The sequence below is a fragment of the Pseudomonas oleovorans subsp. oleovorans genome (genome assembly GCF_002197815.1).
Taxonomy (GTDB): Bacteria; Pseudomonadota; Gammaproteobacteria; order Pseudomonadales; family Pseudomonadaceae; genus Aquipseudomonas; species Aquipseudomonas oleovorans.
The window spans coordinates 88,155-111,754 of record NZ_NIUB01000009.1 but is presented as its reverse complement, the minus strand read 5'-3'; the positions used below and the strand labels follow the sequence as shown (position 1 = coordinate 111,754).

Here is a 23,600-nt window from a genome sequence, read left to right as displayed (position 1 = left end):
CCTCAGCGGCGGATTACACCGACGCTCAAACCTTCGATGACTAGATCCTGGTGTTCCAGGTCCACTTCGATCGGTGCGAATTCAGGGTTCTCGGCAATCAGCCAGACCTTGTTGCCCTCGCGCTTGAAGCGTTTGACCGTCACTTCATCGTCGATACGGGCGACGACGATCTGGCCATTGCGGGCTTCCCGGGTGGTGTGCACGGCGAGCAGATCACCATCGAAGATACCGATGTCTTTCATGCTCATACCGCGTACGCGCAGCAGGTAATCGGCTTTGGGCTGAAAGAACGCCGGGTTGATCTGGCAGGATTCCTCGACATGTTGCTGTGCGAGGATCGGTGCGCCGGCGGCGACACGGCCGATTACCGGGAGGCCCGTATCCTCATTCGCGGCACCTGCCTCGAAGCCGGGAATGCGGATGCCGCGTGAAGCGCCTGGCGTCATCTCGATGGCCCCCTTGCGTGCGAGGGCCTTGAGGTGCTCTTCTGCGGCGTTGGGCGATTTGAACCCCAGTTCCTGAGCGATTTCCGCGCGGGTAGGTGGGTAGCCGTTGTCTTCCAGGCAGCGTTTGATGAAGGCGAGGATCTCGGCTTGGCGTGGCGTCAGTTTCAGCATGGCTGGGCTCTGTCTTTTTATACAGTGACTGGAATTATATACAGTAATCGGAGCTTGGCAACGCCCATTTTGCGAAGGCCTGTCGCCCGGCTTGTTACCCATGCCGGGTCATCTGCGTCTCTGCTTGTTGTAAGCTGTGACCCACCGGCCAAAAGACGGCTCATGCGGCTTGACAATTCAGTGGGATGAAACGTATGTTTCAAACAAGTGTTTGTCAGGTGATAGCTCATGGCTCAGTCGGAAACCGTTGAACGCATTCTCGATGCTGCGGAGCAGCTGTTCGCGGAAAAAGGCTTCGCCGAGACCTCGCTACGCCTGATCACCAGCAAGGCTGGGGTCAACCTGGCTGCCGTCAACTACCACTTCGGTTCGAAGAAGGCGCTGATTCAGGCGGTTTTCTCGCGTTTCCTCGGGCCCTTCTGTGCCAGCCTGGAAAAGGAACTCGATCGCCGTCAGGCCAAGTCCGAAACCCAGGTTTCCCTGGAGGAGTTGCTCGAACTCCTGGTCGAACAGGCCCTGGCTGTGAAGCCGCGCAGCGGTAACGACCTGTCCATTTTCATGCGTCTGCTCGGTTTGGCCTTCAGCCAGAGCCAGGGTCACTTGCGCAAGTATCTGGAAGAGGTCTACGGCAAGGTGTTCCGTCGCTACATGCTGCTGGTGCATGAGGCTGCGCCGCGTATTCCACCACTGGAGCTGTTCTGGCGCGTGCACTTCATGCTCGGTGCCGCGGCGTTCAGCATGTCCGGTATCAAGGCTTTGCGCGCGATGGCCGAGACCGATTTCGGCGTCAACACCTCGATCGAGCAGGTGATGCGCATGATGGTGCCGTTTCTGGCTGCCGGCATGCGTTCGGAAACGGGTATCGCCGATCCGGCGTTGGCCGGCGCGCAACTCAAGCCGCGCAGCAAGACACCCAGCGCCGCGCCCAAGGTTTGACCTGGCGGCAGGTGGGCTTGGCTTCGCCCTTCGGCTAAGCTAGCGGCCCATGTCCGATCTAGATCTACTCCATATCTCCATTGCCGATCAGGCGCTCTACGGCTTCAGTGCCGGGCGGCTGCTGCTGAGCTTGCCTGTCTCCACGGCGCTCGTTGGGGCGGGTGAGCTTAACGGCTCAGGTTGTACGCCGCGCGGGCTGCATCAGGTGCGCGCGAAAATCGGCGCTGGTTTGCCTCTGGCGGCCGTATTGCGCAGTCGTCGCTGGACGGGGGAAGTGTGGTCACCTGAGCTGCACGAGCAGTTTCCTGGCCGCGACTGGATTCTCACCCGTATTCTCTGGCTGAGCGGTCTTGAGTCGGGGCGCAATCGCCTGGGCGAGGTCGACACCTTTCGCCGTTATATCTATCTGCATGGCACGCCGGATACGGAACCTATGGGGACGCCGTTGTCCCATGGCTGCATTCGTTTGCGTAACGCCGACATGCTGGCGCTTTTCGAGTGCGTACCGCTGCATTGCAAAGTGCGTATCGATGAGGCGCCGTGCCCGCAGTGGGCTGCAGACCAAGACTTCACCTGAGGAAATAGACTCATGCAAGGCTCTTTGATGATGGACATCGCCGGCACCTGGTTGACCGCTGAGGATCGCCAGATGCTGCGCCAGCCCGAAGTGGGTGGTCTGATCATTTTTGCCCGCAACATCGAATCGCCGCGTCAGGTGCGCGAGCTGTGCCAGAGCATCCGTGCGGTGCGCCCGGACCTGCTGCTGGCGGTGGACCAGGAAGGTGGACGGGTGCAGCGTCTGCGCCAGGGCTTTGTGCGCTTGCCGGCGATGCGCGCCATCGCCGACAACGACAATGCCGAGGTGCTAGCCGAGCACTGCGGCTGGTTGATGGCGACCGAGGTGTTGGCGGTTGGCCTGGACCTGAGTTTTGCGCCGGTACTGGATCTCGACCACCAGCGCAGTGCGGTGGTGGGCAGTCGTGCCTTCGAGGGGGATCCGCAACGGGCCACCACGCTGGCAGCCGCTTTCATTCGTGGCATGCATCAGGCGGGGATGGCCGCTACCGGCAAACACTTCCCCGGGCACGGCTGGGCCGAGGCTGACTCTCATGTCGCCATCCCGCTCGACGAGCGCAGTCTCGATGAAATCCGCGCTTGCGACATGCAGCCGTTCAAGCGTCTGGTGCACGAGCTCGATGCCGTGATGCCGGCGCATGTCATCTATTCTCAGGTTGACGAACAACCGGCTGGCTTCTCCCGTCGCTGGTTGCAGGACATCTTGCGTGGCGAGCTGGGCTTCGAGGGTGTGATCTTCAGCGATGACCTGTCCATGGCGGGTGCCCACGTGGTCGGTGATGCCGGCAAGCGTATCGAGGCGGCGCTCGCTGCGGGTTGCGATATGGGCCTGGTGTGCAATGACCGCGCTTCGGCCGAGCTGGCGCTCAGTGCGTTGCAGCGTCTGCGGGTGACGCCGCCTGCGCGCCTCGAACGCATGCGTGGCCGTGCTCATGCCACTACCGAATACCGCCAGGCCCCACGCTGGCTTACCGCTGTGGCGGCCCTGAGAGCTGCCCAGTTGCTTGACTGAGGATCTGCCAATGACTGTCTACGCCATTATCGGTGGTACCGGCCTGACCCAGTTGGAGGGCTTGACGATTCACGAAGCGCTTCCGCTGGATACTCCTTACGGGGCGCCCTCCGCCGATATCCTGCGCGGCAGCTACGCCGGGCGCGAGGTGCTGTTCCTTGCTCGGCACGGACAACCACATCGGATTGCGCCGCATCAGGTGAACTACCGGGCCAACCTCTGGGCGCTCAAGCAGGCCGGCGCCAAGGCCATTGTCGCGGTCAATGCGGTGGGGGGGATTCATGCTGCCATGGGCGCTGGGCATTTCTGCGTGCCACATCAGATCATCGATTACACCTCCGGGCGTGCGCACACCTTTTACGAAGGCGATCTGGAGCACGTGACCCACGTCGATTTCAGTCAGCCGTACGACAAGCAACTACGCGAGGCGTTGGTGGCGGCGCTGCGGGCCGAAAATGCGGCATTCAGCGATCACGGAATCTATGGCTGCACTCAGGGGCCGCGACTGGAAACGGCGGCGGAAATCGCCCGCATGGAGCGCGATGGCTGCGACCTGGTAGGCATGACCGGCATGCCCGAAGCGGTATTGGCGCGCGAATTGGCGCTGCCCTATGCCTGCCTGGCGCTGGTGGTGAATCCGGCGGCGGGGAAATCCAGTGCCTTGATCACCATGGCCGAGATCGAGCGAGTGATCGAGCAGGGCATGGGAACGGTCAAGGCGGTGCTGGCGCGTGTGCTGAGTAACTAGCTTCTCTATAGAGACAGCGGTCAATGCCCGTTAGTCAGGCGTCGACGCGCCGAATCTGCAGGCACGGCGCCCCGCCGCGAATCAGAGCGGGCTAATGCGTACCAGTGCGCCCAGGCTGCCATGGTCCAGGTAGGTCAGGCTGTTGTCCTTCAGGCGCTGGGCCACTTTCATGTGCTCGCTGCTCTCGAGCAGGCCGTCGACGCTGAATTGGTTGATCCACAGCTCCAGGTCCAGATCGGCAAAGCGCTCCTGAGTAAAGCTCAGGGTGCCTTCGACCACGTGATGGCCGAAGCGCTCTTCACCGCTGCTGACGGCCATTCGGCTCGGCGAGCTGCCGATGGTTTGGCTCCAGGCCTTGTGCAGCAATACCTGATAGCCACTGCCCGGATTGAGCTTGGCCGCCTCGCCATCGAGCGTTGTCGGGCGTTCGTTACCGGTGATCGGCAATGCCGTGCCCGCCCAGTCGTCCGGTGCCACTTTGGGCGCGACGACAGGTTCGCCGGCCTGGCGGAAGACCAGCAGTTCGACCTGGTAAAGACGTTCGGCAAAGGCGCTCGGTGCCAACAGGCAAAGCAGCAGGGCGATCAGGTGCAATGGGCGCATGTGTGAGTCCTTCAGGTGGTGGGCGCGAGGCGCTCGAACAGGGCTTCCAGGGTGTTGAAGCGTTCTTCCGCACGCTCCATTGGCACCTGGATCTTGAAGACGGTGGCGCCTTCGAACTTGTAGCGTTTTGGCTGGGCCTGGATCAGTTTGATCAGGGTCAGCGGGTCGACGCAGGTTTCCGCAGCGAACTCGATTCGTCCACCCTGCGGGCCGGCGTCGACCTTGCTGATGCCGAGCTTGTCGGCCTGCAGCTTGAGCAGGGTCAGGCGCATGAGGTTCTTGGTCGGCTCCGGCAGCAGGCCGAAACGGTCGATCATTTCTACCTGAAGCTCCTTCAGGCCGTCCTCGTCGCTGGCGTTGGCGATGCGTTTGTAGAGGATCAGGCGGCTGTGCACGTCGGGCAGGTAGTCCTCGGGGATCAGCGCCGGTACACGCAGGTTGATCTCCGGGCCGCCGCCCAATGGCTGGTCGAGGTTCGGCTGCTCGCCTTTCTGGATAGCCTTGACCGCGCGTTCGAGCATTTCCATGTAGAGGGTGAAGCCGACCGCCTGAATCTGCCCGCTTTGGCCGTCGCCAAGCAGTTCGCCAGCGCCGCGGATTTCCAGGTCATGGGTAGCGAGGACGAAGCCGGCGCCGAGGTCCTGAGCGCCGGCGATGGCCTCCAGGCGTTTTTCCGCATCCGGGGTCATCTGCTTGCGCGGTGGCGTCAGCAGGTAAGCGTAGGCCTGGTGGTGGCTACGACCGACACGGCCGCGCAACTGGTGCAGCTGGGCCAGGCCGAACTTGTCGGCGCGGTCGATGATGATGGTGTTGGCGCTGGGTACGTCGATACCGGTCTCGATGATGGTCGAGGCCACCAGCACGTTGAAGCGCTTGTGGTAGAAGTCGCTCATCACCTGCTCGAGATCGCGTTCGCGCATCTGTCCGTGACCGATGCCGATACGTGCCTCGGGCACCAGCTCGGCCAGCTCGCTGGCGCATTTCTCGATGGTCTTTACATCGTTGTGCAGGTAGTAGACCTGGCCACCGCGCAGCAGCTCGCGCAGCAGCGCTTCCTTGATGGTCGGCTTGTTGCTTTCCATGACGAAGGTGCGCACCGACAGACGCCGCGCTGGTGGCGTGGCGATGATCGACAGGTCGCGCATGCCGGCCACGGCCATGTTCAGCGTGCGCGGGATCGGCGTGGCAGTCAGGGTGAGGATGTCGACCTCGCTGCGCAGGGCCTTGAGCTGTTCCTTCTGGCGCACGCCGAAGCGGTGTTCCTCGTCGATGATGACCAGGCCGAGGTTGTGGAACTTGACGTCATCCTGCAGCAGCTTGTGCGTGCCGATGACGATATCCACCTTGCCTTCGGCCAGTTGCTGCACGGCCTCGCCGACTTCCTTGGCGCTCTTGAAGCGGCTCATCACCTCGACCTTTACCGGCCAGTCGGCGAAGCGGTCGCGGAAGCTGTTGTAGTGCTGCTGGGCGAGCAGGGTGGTGGGCACCAGCACGGCGACCTGCTTGCCGCTGTGCACGGCGATGAAGGCGGCGCGCATGGCCACCTCGGTCTTGCCGAAGCCGACGTCGCCGCAGACTAGGCGATCCATCGGCTTGCCAGCCAGCATGTCGGCGCGCACGGCATCGATGGCGGCCTGCTGGTCCGGGGTTTCCTCGAAGGGGAAACCGGCGCTGAAGGTGGCGTAATCCAGTGCCGGGTCCTGGAAGGCGAAACCTTCGCGAGCAGCGCGGCGGGCGTAGATATCGAGCAGCTCGGCGGCAACATCGCGCACCTGTTCGGCCGCCTTGCGCTTGGCCTTCTGCCAGACCTCCGAACCTAGGCGATGCAGCGGTGCCAGGGCATCGTCACTGCCGGTGTAGCGGGCGATCAGGTGCAGGCTGGCCACGGGGACATAAAGCTTGGCTTCGTCGGCATATTGCAGGGCAAGGAATTCGGCGGCCTGGCCGTCGAACTCCATGGTCACCAGGCCCAGGTAGCGGCCGACGCCGTGATCAATATGCACCACCGGCGCGCCTTCGCGCAGCTCGGTGAGGTTCTTGATCACGTTATCGCCGCCTTCTCGGCCTTTTTCGCGGCGGCGACGCTGCATCACGCGCTGGCCGAACAGCGGGCTCTCGGCGATCAGTGCCAGGTCGTCGAGCAGCAGGCCTTCATCCAGTGGTGCAATGCAGATGTTGAGGCGTTCAGGGCTGGCGACGAAGGCCGGCCAGCCCTCGACTTCCCGGGGCTTGAGCTTGAGGCGGGCGAGCAGTTCCAGCAGTACTTCGCGGCGACCGGCTGATTCGGCGCAGAACAGCACGCGGCCTGGATATTCTTCGATAAAGCGGCGCAACGCCGCCAGCGGCTCGCCGGCCTTGGCCTGAATTGCCAGGTCGGGCAGGGCGCGCGCGTCGAAGCGGGTCTGGCCGATGCCGGGCTCGATATCGTCCTGATTGACCACCACCCGCGGCCAGCTCTTCAGGCGGGCGAAACAGTCCTCCACCGGCAGGAAGATGTCGGCAGGCGGTAGCAATGGTCGCTCTGGATCGACTCGGCGATCCTCATAGCGGCTACGCGCATCTGTCCAAAATTGCTCGGCAGCCTTTTCGATGCCGGGCAGGGAGAACACCTGGGTGTCGCCTGGCAGGTAGTCGAACAGAGTGTCTGTCTCTTCGAAGAACAGCGGCAGGTAGTACTCGATGCCGGCGGGGGTGATACCGGTGGAAAGGTCCTGATAGATCGGGCAGCGCCGGAAATCCACGTCGAAGCGCTCGCGGAAACGCCCGCGGAAATCGGCGACAGCCTTCTTTTCCAGCGGAAATTCACGCGCCGGCAACAGACGGATCGACTCTACCTTGTCCACCGAGCGCTGGGTTTCCGGGTCGAAGGTGCGCAGGGTTTCGATCTCGTCATCGAACAGGTCGATGCGGTAGGGCTTGTCGCTGCCCATCGGGAACAGATCGATCAATGCGCCGCGTACGGCGAACTCTCCGTGCTCGTACACCGTATCCACGCAGCGATAGCCGGCAGCTTCCAGGCGCGTGCGCATCTGTTCCACATCAAGCGTCTGGCCGACATCCAGCACCAGGCTGCTGCCGAGCAGAAAGCGTTTCGGCGCCAGGCGGTGTAGGGCCGTGGCGATGGGCACTACGAGAATGCCACGGCTCAGTTGCGGCAGCTGGTAAAGGGCCGCGATGCGTTGGGAAATGATGTCCTGGTGTGGCGAGAACACGTCGTAGGGCAGGGTTTCCCAGTCGGGAAAATGCAATACGGGCAGGTTCGGGGCAAAGAAGGCCAGCTCTTCCTGCAGGCGTTCCGCGCTCTGGCTGCCCTCGGTCAGAACTAGGGTGAATCGCCCGGCATTGCTGGCTGCTTCGGCGATGGCCAGGGACAGGGCAGCACCGGGCAAGTTGCCCCATTGCTGTTTGCCGGCGTTGGCCGGCAGAGACGGAAGACGCAGTACGGACACGGGCGGCTCACGGTCGTGAAGGGAGGCCGTGAATTGTAGCGGGGCTTGCTGGTCAATGTCAGTCGCGACAGGCGCGCATTGCTCATGCTCGCGCGCACCGTCATAATGTAGCCCCTTTTTTCAGCCCCTACATGTGGAAGGTACTGCCCGTGACTCAGAAGCCCGACCAGTGTCTCGGTGAATGGATCGATCGTGAAGCCCTTGCGGAAGCAATGATTCCGCTGATTGGTCAGCTCTATCGCAACAACAATGTGGTGACCTCGATCTACGGCCGTGGCCTGATCAACCGTTCGGTCATCGACATCCTCAAGGCGCACCGTTTTGCCCGTCACCGCCTGGCTGACGAAGCCGAGCTGTCGGTGCACGACACCTTCCCCATGCTCAAGGCCATGAGCGAGCTCAAGCTGGGCGCTGCCTCCGTGGATCTGGGCAAGCTGGTTGCCAAGTTCAAGGCTGAAGGCGCAGGTCGCGGCGTCGAGCAGTTCGTCAAGGACGAACTGGCCGATGTGGTTGGCAAGCAGAATGGTTCGGCCCGTGAAGGCACCGATGTGGTGCTGTACGGTTTCGGTCGTATCGGCCGCCTGCTGGCGCGCATCCTGATCGAGAAGACCGGTGGCGGTGACGGCCTGCGTCTGCGTGCCATCGTCGTGCGCAAGGGCGCGAGCAACGATCTGGTCAAGCGTGCCAGCCTGCTGCGCCGTGACTCGGTGCATGGCAAGTTCAACGGCACCATCACCATCGATGAAGAGAACAACACCCTGACGGCCAATGGCAACCTGATCCAGGTGATCTATGCCAAGGATCCGAAGGAAGTCGACTACACCCAGTACGGCATCAAGAACGCACTACTGGTGGACAACACCGGTGTGTGGCGTGACGCCGAGGGCTTGGGTCAGCACCTGGCCTGCCCGGGCGTTGATCGCGTTGTTCTCACCGCACCTGGCAAGGGCGCGCTGAAGAACATCGTGCACGGCATCAACCACAGCGAAATCACCGCTGAGGACAAGATCATCTCCGCGGCTTCCTGCACCACCAACGCCATCGTGCCGGTGCTCAAGGCGGTCAATGATCAGTACGGCATCGTCAACGGTCACGTCGAGACCGTTCACTCCTACACCAACGACCAGAACCTGATCGACAACTTCCACAAAGGCAGTCGTCGTGGTCGTAGCGCTGCGTTGAACATGGTCATCACCGAAACCGGCGCGGCTACCGCTGCGGCCAAGGCACTGCCGGTTCTGAAGGGTAAGCTGACCGGCAACGCCATTCGTGTGCCGACGCCGAACGTGTCCATGGCCATCCTCAATCTGAACCTGGAGAAGGCCACCACCCGCGAAGAGATCAACGAGTACCTGCGCCAGATGGCCATGCACTCGGATCTGCAGAAGCAGATCGACTTCGTCAGCTCTCAGGAAGTGGTATCGACCGACTTCGTCGGTTCGCGCCATGCCGGCGTGGTCGATGCCGAAGCCACCATCGCCAACGATAACCGCGTTGTGCTGTACGTCTGGTACGACAACGAGTTCGGTTACAGCTGCCAGGTGGTGCGCGTGATGGAGGACATGGCCGGGGTCAACCCGCCGGCCTTCCCGCGCTAAGCGTCAAGGTCGCAAAAACGGGAGCTTCGTCTCCCGTTTTTTATGCCCGGAATCTGGCCTGGCGAGGTTGTCGAGTTGATCTCGGGCAGCATCGAGAGTGTTGCGCTCTGTTACCGAAAGGCCAAAAAAAGCAAGCGCTTGGGTGGTCAGTGCCGGGGGGCGTCTCTATAATCAAGCGGATTTTTACTCAGGTTTGGCGCATTCCTCCACGCCCATATCGTATCGGCGTGGTTGGGTCTATTAGACCTTCGGTAGCGCCGTCTGTCCTATAAAAAGCTTTCTAAATCAGTGGTTAGGCAAACCTATGATCAAACTAAAGCATGGGCTCGATTTGCCCATAACGGGTGCGCCGGCACAGCGTATCGAGGCTGCCAGGCCCGTGCGCAGTGTTGCCGTCATCGGCTTCGACTATCACGGGATGAAGCCGACGATGGAAGTGCAGGTCGGTGACCGGGTCAAACTCGGTCAATTGCTGTTTACCGACAAGAAGACACCCGGCGTGCGCTACACCGCCCCCGCTGCTGGTGTGATCAGCGCCATTCACCGCGGCGAGAAGCGTGTTCTGCAATCCGTGGTCATCGATATCGATGGCGACGAGCAGGAGACCTTTGCCCAGTACGCTGTCGATCAGCTCGAAGCGCTGAGCAGCGAGCAGGTTCGCGAGAACCTGCAGCAGTCCGGTCTGTGGACTGCCCTGCGTACGCGTCCGTTCAGCAAAGTACCGGCGCTCGATGCCGTACCCCGGTCGATCTTCGTCACCGCCATCGACACGCATCCGCTTGCCGCCGATCCTGCGGTGATCATCGGCGAACATGCCACTGATTTCGAAAATGGTCTGAAGGTGCTCGGCAACCTGGCCAAGGTGTTCCTGTGCAAGGCCGATGGCGTCAGCCTGCCAGGCGAGAAACTGGCCAAGGTACAGAGCGAAGCCTTCGCCGGCCCGCACCCGGCAGGCCTGCCGGGCACGCACATCCACTTCCTCGATCCGGTCAGCACCAGCAAGAGTGTCTGGCAAATCGGTTATCAGGACGTGATCGCGGTGGGCAAACTGTTCACCACCGGCCAGCTGTTCGTCGAGCGCGTGGTCGCTCTCGGTGGCCCGGTTGCCGAACAGCCGCGTCTGCTACGCACGCGTCTGGGCGCCAACCTCGAGGAGCTCACCGCAGGTGAGCTCAAGCCCGGCTTCAATCGGGTGATTTCCGGCTCGGTGTTCGGCGGTCGTACCGCTCAGGGTGCCTTCGCCTTCCTCGGCCGTTACCATAACCAGGTGTCTTGCCTGCTGGAAGGCAATGACCGTGAGATGATGCATTACCTGCGTGCCGGGGTTAACAAGCACTCGGTACTGAACATCTTCGTTTCCAAACTGGCCGGCTCCAAGCTGTTCAACTTCACCACCACCACCAACGGCAGCCCGCGTGCCATGGTGCCGGTGGGCAACTACGAAGCCGTGATGCCGCTGGATATCCTGCCGACTCAACTGCTGCGCTATCTGATCGTTGGCGACACCGAGATGGCTCAGAAACTGGGTTGCCTGGAACTCGACGAAGAAGATCTGGCGCTGTGCACCTATGTGTGCGCCGGCAAGTATGAATATGGCCCGATCCTGCGGGACAACCTCACCCGCATCGAGAAGGAGGGTTAATCCGTGGGCATTCGTGCATTCCTCGACAAGATCGAGCACAACTTCGAAAAGGGCGGCAAGTACGAGAAGTGGTATGCCCTCTATGAGGCCATCGACACCTTCTTCTATCGTCCTGGCAGCGTGACCAAGACCACCGCTCACGTGCGCGACGGCATCGACCTCAAGCGCATGATGATCACCGTGTGGCTGTGCACCTTCCCGGCGATGTTCTTCGGCATGTGGAACACCGGCTACCAGGCCAACCTGATCTTCGCTCAGAGCCCCGAGTTGCTGGCGAGTCAGGAAGGCTGGCGCTTCGCCCTGATCGGCTCGCTGGCCGGTTTCGATCCGAACAGCCTGTGGGATAACTTCATCCAGGGCGCGGCCTACTTCCTGCCGGTCTACGCGGTGACCTTCATCGTCGGCGGCTTCTGGGAAGTGCTGTTCGCTTCGATCCGCAAGCATGAAGTCAACGAAGGCTTCTTCGTCACCTCCGTGCTGTTCGCCCTGATCCTGCCGCCGAGCATTCCGCTGTGGCAGGTCGCGCTGGGTATCAGCTTCGGTGTGGTGATCGGCAAGGAAGTGTTCGGCGGTACCGGCAAGAACTTCCTCAACCCGGCGCTGACCGGCCGCGCATTCCTGTTCTTCGCCTATCCGGCGCAGATGTCGGGTGACGCGGTCTGGACCGCGGTCGACGGCTTCGCTGGCGCCACTTCGCTGAGCCTGGCGGCTTCCGGCGGCATCGAGAACGTGATCAACAACGGCATCACCTGGATGGACGCTTTCTTCGGCACCATTCATGGCTCGATGGGTGAGACCAGTACTCTGGCTATCGCCATCGGCGGCCTGGTACTGCTGATCACCAAGATCGCCTCGTGGCGCATCGTCGCCGGTGTGATGCTGGGTATGATCGGCTTGAGCCTGCTGTTCAACCTGATCGGCTCCACTACCAACCCCATGTTCGCCATGCCCTGGTACTGGCATCTGGTCGTCGGTGGTTTCGCCTTCGGCATGTTCTTCATGGCCACCGACCCGGTGTCGGCCTCCATGACCAACACCGGCAAGTGGATCTTCGGTGCCCTGATCGGTGTGATGGTGGTGTTGATCCGTGTGATCAACCCGGCCTTCCCCGAGGGCATGATGCTGGCGATTCTGTTCGCCAACCTGTTTGCACCGCTGATCGACCACTTCGTCGTTCAGGCCAATATCAAGCGGAGGCTGGCACGTAATGTCTAGTCAAAAAGAATCCACCGTTCGTACGCTGACGGTGGCCCTGCTGGTGTGTCTGGTGTGCTCGGTGTTCGTCGCCGGTGCCGCCATCGCACTGAAGCCAACCCAGGTGGAAAACCGCCTGCTGGACAAGCAGCGCAGCATCCTGGCCATTGCCGGCCTGGGTGAGGCGGGCATGTCCGGTGCCAAGGTCAAGGAGCTGTTCGACAGCACCATCACCGCCAAGCTGGTGGATCTGGAGAGTGGCAAGTTCTCCGATGCCTTCGACCCCATGACCTTCGACCCACTCAAGGCAGCCAAGGATCCGAAGACCTCCCGCGCGCTCAAGGGCAGTGAGGATATCGCCGGTATCAAGCGCCAGGAACGTTACACCACTGTTTATATGGTGGAAAAGGACGGTGAAATCGAAACCCTGATCCTGCCGGTTCGCGGCTACGGCCTGTGGTCGACCCTGCATGGATTTATCGCGGTCAAGGGTGATCTCAATACCGTTGTCGGTATGGGCTTCTACCAGCATGGCGAAACGCCGGGCCTGGGGGGCGAGGTAGATAATCCGAAGTGGACCGGCCAGTGGCCAGGCAAGACCCTGTTCGACGAAAACGGCGAGTTGGCTGTACAAGTCGTCAAGGGTAGTGTCGACCCCCAGAGCCCGAAAGCCGTGCATCAGGTCGACGGTCTTGCCGGCGCTACCTTGACTGGCAACGGCGTGGATAACCTGCTGAAGTTCTGGCTGGGCCAGAACGGCTTCGGTCCGTTTATCGCTAACCTGCGTGCAGGGGAGGCCTGATCATGTCGCAGCCAACCATTAAAGAAGTCCTGCTCAACCCGATCTTCAACAACAACCCCATCGGCCTGCAGATCCTTGGCATCTGCTCGGCGCTGGCGGTCACCTCGAACTTGCAGACTGCGCTGGTAATGTCCGCCGCGCTGACACTGGTGACTGGGTTCTCCAACCTGTTCATCTCGCTGATCCGCAGCCAGATCCCCAGCTCGATCCGCATGATCGTGCAGATGGTGATCATCGCCTCGCTGGTAATCGTGGTCGATCAGGTGCTCAAGGCCTATGCCTTCAGTCTGTCCAAGCAGCTGTCGGTGTTCGTCGGTCTGATCATCACCAACTGTATCGTGATGGGCCGTGCCGAAGCGTTCGCCATGCAGAACCCGCCGGTGTTGTCGTTCTTCGACGGTATCGGTAACGGTCTGGGTTACAGCGCCATGCTGATCGCCCTGGGCGTGATCCGCGAACTGTTTGGCGCGGGCAAGCTGATGGGTTACGAGATTTTCTCGGTGGTCAACGACGGTGGCTGGTACCAGCCCAACGGCATGCTGCTGCTGCCGCCATCGGCATTCTTCCTGATCGGTCTGTTCATCTGGGGCATCCGTAGCTGGAAGAAGGATCAGATCGAGGCCAATGCCTACAAGATGGCGCCTCAGGTATCCAGCAAGGAGGCCTATTAATGGAACATTACATCAGCCTGTTCGTCCGTGCGGTGTTCGTCGAGAACATGGCGCTGGCGTTCTTCCTCGGCATGTGTACCTTCATCGCCATCTCCAAGAAGGTGGAAACCGCCATCGGTCTCGGTATCGCCGTGGTCGTGGTGCTGGGTATCACCATGCCGGTGAACAACCTGATCTACACCAACATCCTCAAGGATGGCGCGCTGGCCTGGGCCGGCTTGCCTGAAGTGGACCTGTCGTTCCTCGGCCTGCTGACCTTCATCGGGGTGATCGCAGCGCTGGTACAGATACTCGAGATGACCCTCGATAAGTACGTGCCGTCGCTGTACAACGCCCTCGGTGTGTTCCTGCCGCTGATCACCGTGAACTGCGCCATCATGGGTGGCTCGCTGTTCATGGTCGAGCGCGACTACAACCTGGCCGAAAGCACCGTCTACGGCGTCGGCGCAGGCGTGTCCTGGGCGTTGGCGATTGCCGCGCTGGCGGGTATTCGCGAGAAGCTCAAGTACAGCGATGTACCGGCTGGCCTGCAGGGTCTGGGCATCACCTTCATCACCATCGGTCTGATGTCGCTGGGCTTCATGTCCTTCTCCGGCGTGCAGCTGTAAGGAAAGGATGAACAGATGAATTACGAAATCTTCCTCGCCATCGGCATGTTCACCGCCATCGTGCTTGCGCTGGTGCTGGTCATCCTCGCGGCACGCGCCAAGCTGGTCTCCAGTGGTGACGTGAGCATCGAAATCAACGGCGAAAAAACCATCGTGGTGCCGGCCGGCGGCAAGCTGCTGCAAACCCTGGCCGACAATGGCATCTTCCTGTCCTCCGCGTGCGGCGGCGGCGGTACCTGCGCGCAGTGCAAGTGCATCGTCGAGAGCGGTGGCGGCGAGATGCTCTCCACCGAGGAGTCGCACTTCACCAAGCGCGAGGCTCGCGAGGGTTGGCGCCTGTCCTGTCAGACGCCAGTCAAGCAGGACATGAAGATCAAAGTCCCGGAAGAAGTGTTTGGCGTCAAGAAGTGGGAGTGCACGGTGGAGTCCAACCCCAACGTCGCTACCTTCATCAAGGAGCTGACGCTGAAGCTGCCGGAAGGCGAGAACGTCGACTTCCGCGCCGGTGGTTACGTGCAGCTGGAATGCCCGCCGCACACCGTGTACTACAAGGACTTCGACATCCAGGAGGAGTATCGCGGCGACTGGGACAAGTTCAATCTGTGGAAGTACGTGTCCAAGGTCGACGAGACCGTGATCCGTGCCTATTCCATGGCCAACTATCCGGAAGAGCGCGGTCTGGTGAAGTTCAACATCCGTATCGCCTCGCCGCCCCCCGGCAAGGACGATGTGCCGCCGGGCAAGATGTCGTCCTACGTGTTCAGCCTCAAGCCGGGCGACAAGATCACCGTGTACGGGCCCTTCGGTGAGTTCTTCGCCAAGGACACCGACGCCGAGATGGTCTTCATCGGTGGTGGTGCCGGCATGGCGCCGATGCGTTCGCACATCTTCGACCAGCTCAAGCGCCTGAAGTCCAAGCGCAAGATCAGCTTCTGGTACGGCGCGCGTTCCTTGCGCGAGTCGTTCTACAACGAAGAGTTCGATAAGCTGGCCGCGGAAAACCCGAACTTCGAATGGCACCTGGCGCTGTCCGATCCGCAGCCGGAAGACAACTGGACCGGCCTCACCGGCTTCATCCACAACGTGCTGTACGAGAACTATCTGAAGGACCACCCGGCTCCGGAAGACTGCGAGTTCTACATGTGCGGCCCACCCATGATGAACGCCGCAGTGATCAAGATGCTGACCGACCTGGGGGTCGAGCCGGAGAACATCCTCCTCGACGACTTCGGAGGCTGACGCATGAGGTCTGCTGTACTCCAGCCCGTTATCGCTGTCGCCCTGGCGGCAGCCCTAACGGGCTGCTTGCATTCTGAACGGATCGAAGAGTTCGGTGGCCCGACCATGGGCAGCACCTATTCGATCAAATACGTCCGCAGCGAAGGCGTCGCGCCGCAAGCCGAACTCAAGGCCGCGACTGAGGCGATCCTCGCCGAAATCGATCTGCAGATGTCCACCTATCGCGATGATTCGCTGATCGAGCAGTTCAACCGTGCGCCAGCCGGTACCTGCCAGGCCATGCCCAGGGGCGTGCTGGAGCTGGTGCGTGCCGGCGATCGCCTGCACCAGGAGAGCCAGGGCTACTTCGACCTGACGCTGAAGCCCTTGCTCGACCTCTGGGGCTTCGGCCCCAAAGGGCAGGGCGAGGCGGTGCCGGATGCCGAGCGCCTGGCCGAGGCGCGCCAGCGGGTCGGTCAGCAGCACCTGAGGATCGAAGGCGAGCAGTTGTGCAAGGATGCCGATGTTCAGGTCGACTTCAACAGCATCGCGGCCGGTTATGCCGTCGATCTGATCGTGGCGCGCCTGGGCGAGTTGGGGGTCACCAGTTATCTGGTCGAGGCCACCGGTGAGCTCAAGGCGGCTGGCTTCAAGCCTGACGGCAGCCACTGGCGTATCGGCCTGGAAGCGCCGCGTGATGATCAGCGTATGGCTCAGCGCATCCTGCAGCTCGATGGTTACGGTATTTCCACCTCGGGTGACTATCGCAACTACTTCGAAGAGAACGGCCAACGCTACTCGCACACGCTCGATCCGCTGACGGGTAAGCCGGTCAACCACAAGTTGGCAGCCGTGACAGTGGCGGATCCATCGACCTTGCGCGCCGATGGCTTGTCTACCCTATTGATGGTGCTTGGTCCGGATGCCGGTATGGCCTTCGCCGAGCGCAACGCTATCGCGGCGTTTTTCGTGACGCGTGTGGGCGAGGGTTTCGTCACACAGGGCACGACCGCATTCGAGCAGCTATTCGCTGCAGGAGATGAGCAATGACGTTTCTGGTTGTATTTCTGGTTATGGTTCTGGTCGTCGGCATGATGGCTATCGGTGTGATCATGGGGCGCAAACCCATCGCCGGTTCCTGTGGCGGTATCGCCAATCTCGGTATCGAGAAGGAATGCTCGATTTGCGGCGGTAGCCGTGAAAAATGCGAGGAGGTCAATCGCGACCAGAGCGAAGCGCCGAACACCGACCTGGCTTACGACGCGAGCAAGCGTTAAGCCGGGTGGTAGCTTTGATAGCCGGTGGCTATTATCCGCTGCCGGCCCCGCCGAGGGTGCGCCACAAGCGCTCCGGCCTGATCTGAAGGAGTAAACATGGCGGTCTACAACTACGATGTCGTGGTGCTGGGCTCCGGCCCGGCGGGCGAGGGCGCGGCGATGAACGCGGCCAAGGCCGGGCGCAAGGTAGCCGTGGTGGACAACCGTCCGCTGGTCGGCGGCAACTGCACCCACCTGGGCACCATCCCGTCTAAGGCGCTGCGCCATTCGGTGCGGCAGATCATGCAGTTCAACACCAACCCGATGTTCCGCCAGATCGGCGAGCCACGCTGGTTCTCGTTCCCCGACGTGCTGAAAAGCGCCGAGAAGGTGATCGCCAAGCAAGTCACTTCGCGCACCGGCTACTACGCGCGCAACCGCATCGACACCTATTTCGGTACCGCCAGCTTCGCCGACGAGCAGACGATCGAAGTGGTCTGCCTCAATGGCGTAGTGGAAAAGCTGGTGGCCAAGCAGATCGTCATCGCCACCGGCTCGCGTCCCTATCGCCCGGCCGATGTCGATTTTCGTCACCCGCGTATCTACGATAGCGACACCATTCTCAGCCTGGGTCACACACCGCGTCGTCTGATCATCTACGGAGCGGGAGTGATCGGTTGCGAGTACGCCTCGATCTTCAGTGGCCTGGGTGTGCTGGTCGACCTGATCGACAACCGCGATCAACTGCTCAGCTTCCTCGACTCGGAAATCTCCGACGCGCTTTCCTACCACCTGCGCAACAACAACGTGCTGATTCGTCACAACGAAGAGTACGAGCGCATCGAGGGCGTGGAAAACGGCGTGGTTCTGCATCTGAAGTCGGGCAAGAAGATCAAGGCCGACGCCCTGCTGTGGTGTAACGGCCGGACCGGCAATACCGATCAGCTGGGCCTGGAAAACATCGGCATCGCGGTCAACAGCCGTGGTCAGATCCAGGTCGACGAGCATTACCGCACCGAGGTCAGCAACATCTACGCCGCCGGTGACGTGATCGGCTGGCCGAGTCTGGCCAGCGCCGCTGCCGACCAGGGGCGTTCGGCTGCCGGCAGCATCGTCGACAACGGCAGCTGGCGCTTCGTCGATGACGTGCCGACCGGTATTTACACCATTCCGGAGATCAGCTCGATCGGCAAGACCGAGCGTGAGCTGACTCAGGCCAAGGTGCCTTACGAGGTCGGCAAGGCCTTCTTCAAGGGTATGGCCCGTGCGCAGATCTCGGTGGAACCGGTGGGTATGCTGAAGATTCTCTTCCATCGTGAAACCCTGGAAGTGCTGGGTGTGCATTGCTTCGGCTATCAGGCCTCGGAGATCGTCCACATTGGCCAGGCGATCATGAACCAGAAGGGTGAAGCCAACAGCATCAAGTACTTCATCAACACCACCTTCAACTACCCGACCATGGCCGAGGCCTATCGGGTTGCCGCGTTCGACGGCCTCAACCGGCTTTTTTGAGCGGCTCCGGCCGGCGGCCTGAGCCGGTCGGGGAGACAGGCTGGATAGTGGTTTCCGAGTGGCGCTGGCCGAATCGGGAGAGCTTCTAGCGTCTCAGGCGGCAGCAACGAAAAAACCGGCGCTTGGGCTAATGCCAGTCAGTTAAGCGCTACAGCTTGACCTTCTGCGTGCTGAAACGAAAATCCGATGCTTGTTTTGAGCATCGGATTTTTTATGCGACTTTCCCGCGCCTTGGCACTGACTCACGAAGCGGCTTCTGCCACCCACTCCCTTGACGAGCTGGGGGCGCTGCTTGATCCAGACCTAGTTAGCACCGCACTGGAAACGGCGGGAGTGGCGACCCTGCGTAAGCGTATGCGCTCCATAGACCCCATCTTCAACTGACCTCTCCGTATCCCGGATGCTGGGCTCCCTATTTTCCCGTGGAGTTCCGTCATGATGCGTCCCGACGCCAAAGTGCAGAAGGTCTATCTCTACCCAAAGCCCGTCGACTTCCGCAAATCCATCAATGGACTGGCCGCGCTGGTCGAGCTGGACATCAAGGTGGAGGTATTCAACCCGGTGCTGTTCGTGTTCCTCAATCGCACCCGCAGCCAGGTCAAGATTCTCTACTGGGAGCGCAATGGCTTCTGCCTGTGGCTCAAGCGACTGGAAGCCGAGCGTTTCAAGACCAAACCCGATGCCGGTGACGAGGCCATTGAGCTGACGGTCGACGAGCTGAACTGGCTGCTCGACGGTATCGACCTGTGGCGTAACCGTCCGCATCAGATACTGACGCCGCGCTTCGTAACCTGAGCCGGTATAATCCACGGCCATGATCGCCGTGCCCGAATCTCTTCCTGACGACCCAATCCTGCTGAAGCATTTACTGCTGCTGGCCAGTGAACAGGCGGCGGCGAAAGATGCTCGCATAGAACAACTTCAAGAACAGGTCGCCTTGCTGCGCCACAAGCTGTTCTCGCCCAAGTCCGAGCGCAGCCCTGAAGATGCCGACTCGCCGCAGTTGGCCATGTTCAACGTAAACGCTCCATAAACCCCGTCCCGGAGGACGTTTTTTTTCAGGAAGCAGAGGCAGAAGCTGGCGAGCAGTTCCACGGCAGCAGCGCTTCGTAATCCTCGACGCGGCTCGCCGCTGGCAGGCGTTCAAGGATGTGGCGCAACCAGGCGTAAGGCTCTTGCCCGTTGGCTTTGGCAGTTTCGATCAGGCTGTAGATCTGCGCGCTGGCCGTGCCACCCTTGGGCGTGTCGCTGAACAGCCAGTTCTTGCGGCCGATGCCGATGCTGTTAAGCGAAGCAGAAGGCAACACGGAGCATGGCGTTTTACGCCAGTCATGCACTGATCCCGCGCGGTCGGAGACCCTGTGCACGTCGGGAAGTCCTTCGCACAGAAACTGGGAGATCTCAGCGGCGCCCGGTGCGCAACCACCGGGCGGAGCAGGAAAGGCCAAAAGCTGTAACCCTGCTGTCTACGCCGCCGAGAAGTCGGATACCCGATCGACCCAATGTAAGTCATCGCTTACAGGTGTTGTCAGTGTTTGTGTTGAAAACACTGCTCTTTTTGCTGAATTTGTTTTTAAGTTAATGTTTTATAGGGTTTTTATAGGGGCAATGAACATTCGAGATAAATTTTGGCCGGGTTGTGCCGCTGCCCGTAACAGCTAATATCACACCCGTGTTTAGGGACAAGCACAGGTCATCAGGATGATGATCAGGAACATCGCAAGAAGCGATTCATCAGGATGATGGGTTGGGAAATTAAGGGATTAGGGAATTAAAGTGGGCGGCGCAAGCCGCCCTTTTTTTGCGCGTGCTGTTTGTGACACCAGCCTGGCGGGCAGTTGGCCCGGAGCCTGAAAGTAAAAGACCCGCACTTGGCGTAATGCTGTTCACTTAAGAAACGGTCGAGCTCGATCAGTCCCCTCGCCCCTTCGGGGAGAGGGTTAGGGCGGCCGCGTTCGGAGAGGGGGAAACTGGCAGTTTTGCGGTGTTTTCTGCCCTCTCCCCCAGACCCTAGGCGTGCCCCCAATAAATGGGAGAGGGGAGTCAAACGCGTGCAACCTTAAGTGAACAGCATTACGCACTTGGCGGGTCTTTGTGTTTCAGGGCGAACTCAGCGCTCCAGGTATTGCAGCTTGTCCTTTACACCATCCCACTCTTCGGCGTCCGGCAGGGCATCTTTTCTTTCGGTGATGTTTGGCCAGACTTCTGCCAGTTCGGCGTTCAGCTCGATGAACTCCTGCATGCCGTCGGGCACTTCGTCTTCGGAGAAGATTGCCTGGGCCGGGCATTCTGGCTCGCACAGGGCGCAGTCGATGCACTCGTCCGGATGGATGACCAGAAAGTTCGGGCCTTCGTAGAAGCAATCCACCGGGCAGACTTCCACACAGTCGGTGTATTTGCACTTGATGCAGTTGTCGGTGACGACGAAGGTCATGTCTGATTCTCTCCTCGGGGGCGGCCTGCGCCTTTTCTGCGAAGGGCTGCAGGCGCTCTGTCTGTGGCCGCGGCTCAGGCTGTAAGCCGGGCAGTCGTAAAATTGCGCGCGATTCTAACAGTTTGTTCTATCGAGCGTTAGATCTGCGTCTTCCATGTATATAACAGTTCCAAGGCCTTGCGTGGGGTCAGATCATCCGGATTGATCTTACCCAATTGCTCCAACAGCGGGTGTGGCACGCTGGCGAACAGGTCGCTCTGCATCGGCACCTGCGGCTGGCCGGGCGCCTGGCGTGGCAGGTCGTGCGGCAGGCTGGTGGCTTCCAGGCGCGCCAGATGCTCGCGGGCACGGCTGATCACCGTGCCCGGCACGCCAGCCAGTTGCGCCACGGCCAGGCCGTAGCTCTGGCTCGCGGGGCCTGGCTGAACGTGGTGGAGGAAGACGATACGCTCGTTGTGCTCGGTGGCCGAGAGGTGCACGTTGGCCACCACCGGCTCGCTTTCCGGCAGCACGGTCAGCTCGAAATAGTGGGTGGCGAACAGGGTGAAGGCGCGCAGGCGCGCCAGATGCTCGGCCGCCGACCAGGCCAGTGACAGGCCGTCGAAAGTGCTGGTGCCACGTCCGACCTCGTCCATCAGTACCAGGCTGCGCTCGCTGGCGTTGTGCAGAATGTTGGCGGTTTCGCTCATCTCTACCATGAAGGTGGAGCGGCCGCCGGCCAGGTCATCGCTGGAGCCGATACGGGTGAAGATGCGGTCGACCAGCGACAGTTCGCAGGCCGCCGCCGGCACGAAGCTGCCGATATGGGCCAGCAGCACGATCAGTGCGGTCTGGCGCATGTAGGTGGATTTACCACCCATGTTCGGCCCAGTAATGATCAGCATGCGGCGGTTGTCGTCGAGATCCAGGTCGTTGGCCACGAAGGGTGTGGTCAGCACCTGTTCGACCACCGGGTGACGGCCCTGGTCGATGCGCATGCACGGCTCGTCGACGAAACGCGGGCGGTTCAGGTCGAGATTCAGCGCGCGCTCTGCAAGATTGCTCAGCACGTCCAGTTCGGCGAGGGCTGCGGCACTGTCCTGCAGCGGCGCCAGATGGCCGATCAGGCGCTCGAGCAACTCGTCGTAGAGCATCTTTTCGCGGGCCAGGGCGCGGCTCTTGGCCGACAGCGCCTTGTCCTCGAACTCTTTCAGCTCGGGGGTGATGAAGCGCTCGGCACCTTTGAGTGTCTGTCGGCGGATGTAGTCAGCCGGCGCCGACTCGGCCTGCTTGGTCGGCAGTTCGATGAAGTAGCCGTGCACGCGGTTGTAGCCGACCTTGAGGTTGGCCAGGCCGGTGCGCTCCTTCTCCCGCGCTTCCAGATCCATGAGGAACTGTCCGGCGTTCTCGCTCATGGCCTGCAGTTCGTCCAGCTCGGCGTCATAGCCGCTCTTCAGCACGCCACCGTCGCGGATCACCGCGGGCGGATTGTCGATGATGGCGCGGGCCAGCAGGTCGGCCAGTTCCGGGTAGGTGGCGACGGTGGTAGCCAGTTGTTGCAGGTGTGGGGTGTCCAGGTTGGTCATCGCCTGCTGCAGCTCGGGCAGCGCGGCCAGGGCGTCGCGCAGGCGTGCCAGATCGCGTGGGCGCGCATTGCGCAGGCCGATACGGGCGAGAATACGCTCCAGGTCGCCGATTTCCTTGAGCTGCGGCTGCAGCGTTTCGAAGCGATAGCCATCGAGCAGGCGGGCGATGGCGTCCTGACGCGCCTCCAGCACCGCGCGATCACGCAAGGGACGGTTCAGCCAACGGCCCAGCAGGCGGCTGGCCATGGCGGTCTGGCAGCGATCCATCACCGATTGCAGGGTGTTGTCGCGGCCGCCGGCGAGGTTGATGTCCAGCTCCAGGTTGCGGCGGCTGGCACCATCGAGGATCACCGTGTCGTCCAGGCGCTCGTGACGCAGGCTGCGCAGGTGAGGCAGGGCGGTACGCTGGGTTTCCTTGGCATAGCTGAGCAGGCAGCCGGCGGCACCGATGGCCAGGGTCAGGTTCTCGCAGCCGAAGCCTTTCAGATCCTGTGTGCTGAATTGCTGGCACAGGCTCTTGAAGGCGCTGTCGCGGTCGAAATCCCAGGGGGCGCGGCGGCGCGAACCTTTGCGCTTCTCGGCGGGCAGGCCCAGCGGCCAGTCGTCCGGGATCAGCAGTTCGGCGGGGCTAAGTCGCTCCAGTTCGGCCAGCAGGTTTTCCCAGCCCTTGATCTCCTGCACGCTGAAGCGGCCGCTGGTGATGTCAAGCACGGCCAGGCCGAACAGGCGCTCATCACCGAGGACAGCAGCCAGCAGGTTGTCGCGGTGCTCATCGAGCAGGGCTTCGTCGCTGATGGTGCCGGGGGTGATGATGCGTACCACCTGACGCTCCACCGGACCCTTGCTGGTAGCCGGGTCGCCGATCTGTTCGCAGATCACCACCGATTCGCCGAGCTTGACCAGCTTGGCCAGGTAGCCTTCGAGCGAATGGAAAGGAATGCCGCACATGGGAATCGATTGGCCAGCCGACTGGCCGCGTGCGGTCAGGGTGATGTCGAGCAGCTTGGCTGCCTTCTTCGCGTCTTCGTAGAAAATCTCGTAGAAGTCGCCCATGCGATAGAACATCAACTGATCCGGGTGCTGGTTCTTCAGCTTCCAGTATTGCTGCATCATCGGGGTGTGGGCGGAGAGATCGGTCATGCCGGGCCTTACGTGCGGT

The 23,600-nt window shown here is 61.4% G+C and carries 21 protein-coding genes and 2 pseudogenes; 17 read left to right on the top strand and 6 right to left on the bottom strand.

The window, feature by feature from the left end; all coding sequences use genetic code 11:
- Positions 1 to 2: 2 nt before the first annotated feature.
- The gene (gene lexA, locus PSOLE_RS07550) at positions 3 to 617 is read right to left on the bottom strand and encodes a transcriptional repressor LexA (RefSeq protein WP_074855904.1); all 615 of its coding nucleotides are present in this window, start codon (positions 615 to 617) and stop codon (positions 3 to 5) included.
- Between the two features lie 228 nt (positions 618 to 845).
- On the opposite strand from lexA, the gene PSOLE_RS07545 reads away from it, so the two are divergent.
- Genes PSOLE_RS07545 through PSOLE_RS07530 form a run of 4 tightly spaced genes read left to right on the top strand, consistent with a single transcriptional unit; the run spans position 846 to position 3,889 of the window.
- Entirely contained in the window at positions 846 to 1,553 is a 708-nt protein-coding gene (locus PSOLE_RS07545) for a TetR/AcrR family transcriptional regulator (protein ID WP_074855905.1), read from the top strand.
- Positions 1,554 to 1,602: 49 nt separating this feature from the next.
- Positions 1,603 to 2,130: a L,D-transpeptidase gene (locus PSOLE_RS07540; protein ID WP_074855907.1), complete on the top strand. Its 528-nt coding sequence runs from the start codon at positions 1,603 to 1,605 to the stop codon at positions 2,128 to 2,130.
- A 12-nt stretch (positions 2,131 to 2,142) separates the two neighbouring features.
- Positions 2,143 to 3,141, top strand: a complete 999-nt coding sequence (gene nagZ / locus PSOLE_RS07535; protein ID WP_074855910.1) for a beta-N-acetylhexosaminidase — start codon at positions 2,143 to 2,145, stop codon at positions 3,139 to 3,141.
- A 10-nt stretch (positions 3,142 to 3,151) separates the two neighbouring features.
- Complete coding sequence (locus PSOLE_RS07530) at positions 3,152 to 3,889, top strand: S-methyl-5'-thioinosine phosphorylase (RefSeq protein ID WP_074855911.1); 738 nt, start codon at positions 3,152 to 3,154, stop codon at positions 3,887 to 3,889.
- Between the two features lie 81 nt (positions 3,890 to 3,970).
- On the opposite strand, the gene PSOLE_RS07525 is transcribed toward PSOLE_RS07530, so the two are convergent.
- Complete coding sequence (locus tag PSOLE_RS07525) at positions 3,971 to 4,492, bottom strand: peptidoglycan binding protein CsiV (protein WP_074855913.1); 522 nt, start codon at positions 4,490 to 4,492, stop codon at positions 3,971 to 3,973.
- Between the two features lie 11 nt (positions 4,493 to 4,503).
- Positions 4,504 to 7,941, bottom strand: coding sequence for a transcription-repair coupling factor (gene mfd, locus PSOLE_RS07520; protein ID WP_074855914.1), 3,438 nt, complete (start codon positions 7,939 to 7,941; stop codon positions 4,504 to 4,506).
- 131 nt (positions 7,942 to 8,072) lie between these two features.
- On the opposite strand from mfd, the gene PSOLE_RS07515 reads away from it, so the two are divergent.
- The 13 genes and pseudogenes from PSOLE_RS07515 to PSOLE_RS07455 all read left to right on the top strand — a co-directional run.
- The gene (locus tag PSOLE_RS07515; RefSeq protein ID WP_003462043.1) at positions 8,073 to 9,539 is read left to right on the top strand and encodes a glyceraldehyde-3-phosphate dehydrogenase; all 1,467 of its coding nucleotides are present in this window, start codon (positions 8,073 to 8,075) and stop codon (positions 9,537 to 9,539) included.
- 304 nt (positions 9,540 to 9,843) lie between these two features.
- Positions 9,844 to 11,181, top strand: a complete 1,338-nt coding sequence (locus tag PSOLE_RS07510) for a Na(+)-translocating NADH-quinone reductase subunit A (RefSeq protein ID WP_074855916.1) — start codon at positions 9,844 to 9,846, stop codon at positions 11,179 to 11,181.
- 3 nt (positions 11,182 to 11,184) lie between these two features.
- Positions 11,185 to 12,396, top strand: a complete 1,212-nt coding sequence (locus PSOLE_RS07505; RefSeq protein ID WP_003462039.1) for an NADH:ubiquinone reductase (Na(+)-transporting) subunit B — start codon at positions 11,185 to 11,187, stop codon at positions 12,394 to 12,396.
- A complete protein-coding gene (locus PSOLE_RS07500) occupies positions 12,389 to 13,177 on the top strand; it encodes a Na(+)-translocating NADH-quinone reductase subunit C (protein WP_003462038.1) in 789 nt (262 codons plus the stop codon). Before PSOLE_RS07505 ends, PSOLE_RS07500 begins: the two co-directional genes overlap by 8 nt.
- Positions 13,174 to 13,848, top strand: coding sequence for an NADH:ubiquinone reductase (Na(+)-transporting) subunit D (locus tag PSOLE_RS07495; RefSeq protein WP_172480667.1), 675 nt, complete (start codon positions 13,174 to 13,176; stop codon positions 13,846 to 13,848). Before PSOLE_RS07500 ends, PSOLE_RS07495 begins: the two co-directional genes overlap by 4 nt.
- A complete protein-coding gene (gene nqrE / locus PSOLE_RS07490; protein ID WP_003462036.1) occupies positions 13,848 to 14,456 on the top strand; it encodes an NADH:ubiquinone reductase (Na(+)-transporting) subunit E in 609 nt (202 codons plus the stop codon). The genes PSOLE_RS07495 and nqrE overlap by 1 nt, the downstream gene beginning before the upstream one ends.
- Positions 14,457 to 14,471: 15 nt before the next feature.
- Positions 14,472 to 15,695: an NADH:ubiquinone reductase (Na(+)-transporting) subunit F gene (gene nqrF, locus PSOLE_RS07485; protein WP_074855919.1), complete on the top strand. Its 1,224-nt coding sequence runs from the start codon at positions 14,472 to 14,474 to the stop codon at positions 15,693 to 15,695.
- Between the two features lie 3 nt (positions 15,696 to 15,698).
- The gene (locus tag PSOLE_RS07480) at positions 15,699 to 16,724 is read left to right on the top strand and encodes an FAD:protein FMN transferase (RefSeq protein WP_003462034.1); all 1,026 of its coding nucleotides are present in this window, start codon (positions 15,699 to 15,701) and stop codon (positions 16,722 to 16,724) included.
- Positions 16,721 to 16,951: a (Na+)-NQR maturation NqrM gene (gene nqrM / locus PSOLE_RS07475; protein WP_003462033.1), complete on the top strand. Its 231-nt coding sequence runs from the start codon at positions 16,721 to 16,723 to the stop codon at positions 16,949 to 16,951. The genes PSOLE_RS07480 and nqrM overlap by 4 nt, the downstream gene beginning before the upstream one ends.
- A 96-nt stretch (positions 16,952 to 17,047) precedes the next feature.
- On the top strand, positions 17,048 to 18,442 hold the full coding sequence (sthA, locus tag PSOLE_RS07470) for a Si-specific NAD(P)(+) transhydrogenase (protein ID WP_003462032.1): 1,395 nt from the start codon (positions 17,048 to 17,050) through the stop codon (positions 18,440 to 18,442).
- Positions 18,443 to 18,655: 213 nt separating this feature from the next.
- The gene (locus tag PSOLE_RS07465) at positions 18,656 to 18,826 is read left to right on the top strand and encodes a hypothetical protein (RefSeq protein ID WP_174575448.1); all 171 of its coding nucleotides are present in this window, start codon (positions 18,656 to 18,658) and stop codon (positions 18,824 to 18,826) included.
- Positions 18,827 to 18,877: 51 nt separating this feature from the next.
- A complete protein-coding gene (tnpB, locus tag PSOLE_RS07460; protein WP_003460146.1) occupies positions 18,878 to 19,237 on the top strand; it encodes an IS66 family insertion sequence element accessory protein TnpB in 360 nt (119 codons plus the stop codon).
- Positions 19,238 to 19,256: 19 nt separating this feature from the next.
- Positions 19,257 to 19,460 (top strand): annotated as a pseudogene (locus tag PSOLE_RS07455) (IS66 family transposase); the annotation flags it as partial.
- Positions 19,461 to 19,500: 40 nt separating this feature from the next.
- Here the strand turns inward: PSOLE_RS07455 and PSOLE_RS07450 are convergent.
- The 3 genes and pseudogenes from PSOLE_RS07450 to mutS all read right to left on the bottom strand — a co-directional run.
- Positions 19,501 to 19,716, bottom strand: a pseudogene (locus PSOLE_RS07450) (transposase domain-containing protein); the annotation flags it as partial.
- A gap of 836 nt (positions 19,717 to 20,552) precedes the next feature.
- Positions 20,553 to 20,876 (bottom strand): ferredoxin FdxA, encoded by a 324-nt coding sequence (fdxA, locus tag PSOLE_RS07440; RefSeq protein WP_003462027.1) that lies wholly within the window; start codon positions 20,874 to 20,876, stop codon positions 20,553 to 20,555.
- Between the two features lie 137 nt (positions 20,877 to 21,013).
- On the bottom strand, positions 21,014 to 23,581 hold the full coding sequence (mutS, locus tag PSOLE_RS07435) for a DNA mismatch repair protein MutS (protein ID WP_074855921.1): 2,568 nt from the start codon (positions 23,579 to 23,581) through the stop codon (positions 21,014 to 21,016).
- Positions 23,582 to 23,600 lie beyond the last annotated feature (19 nt).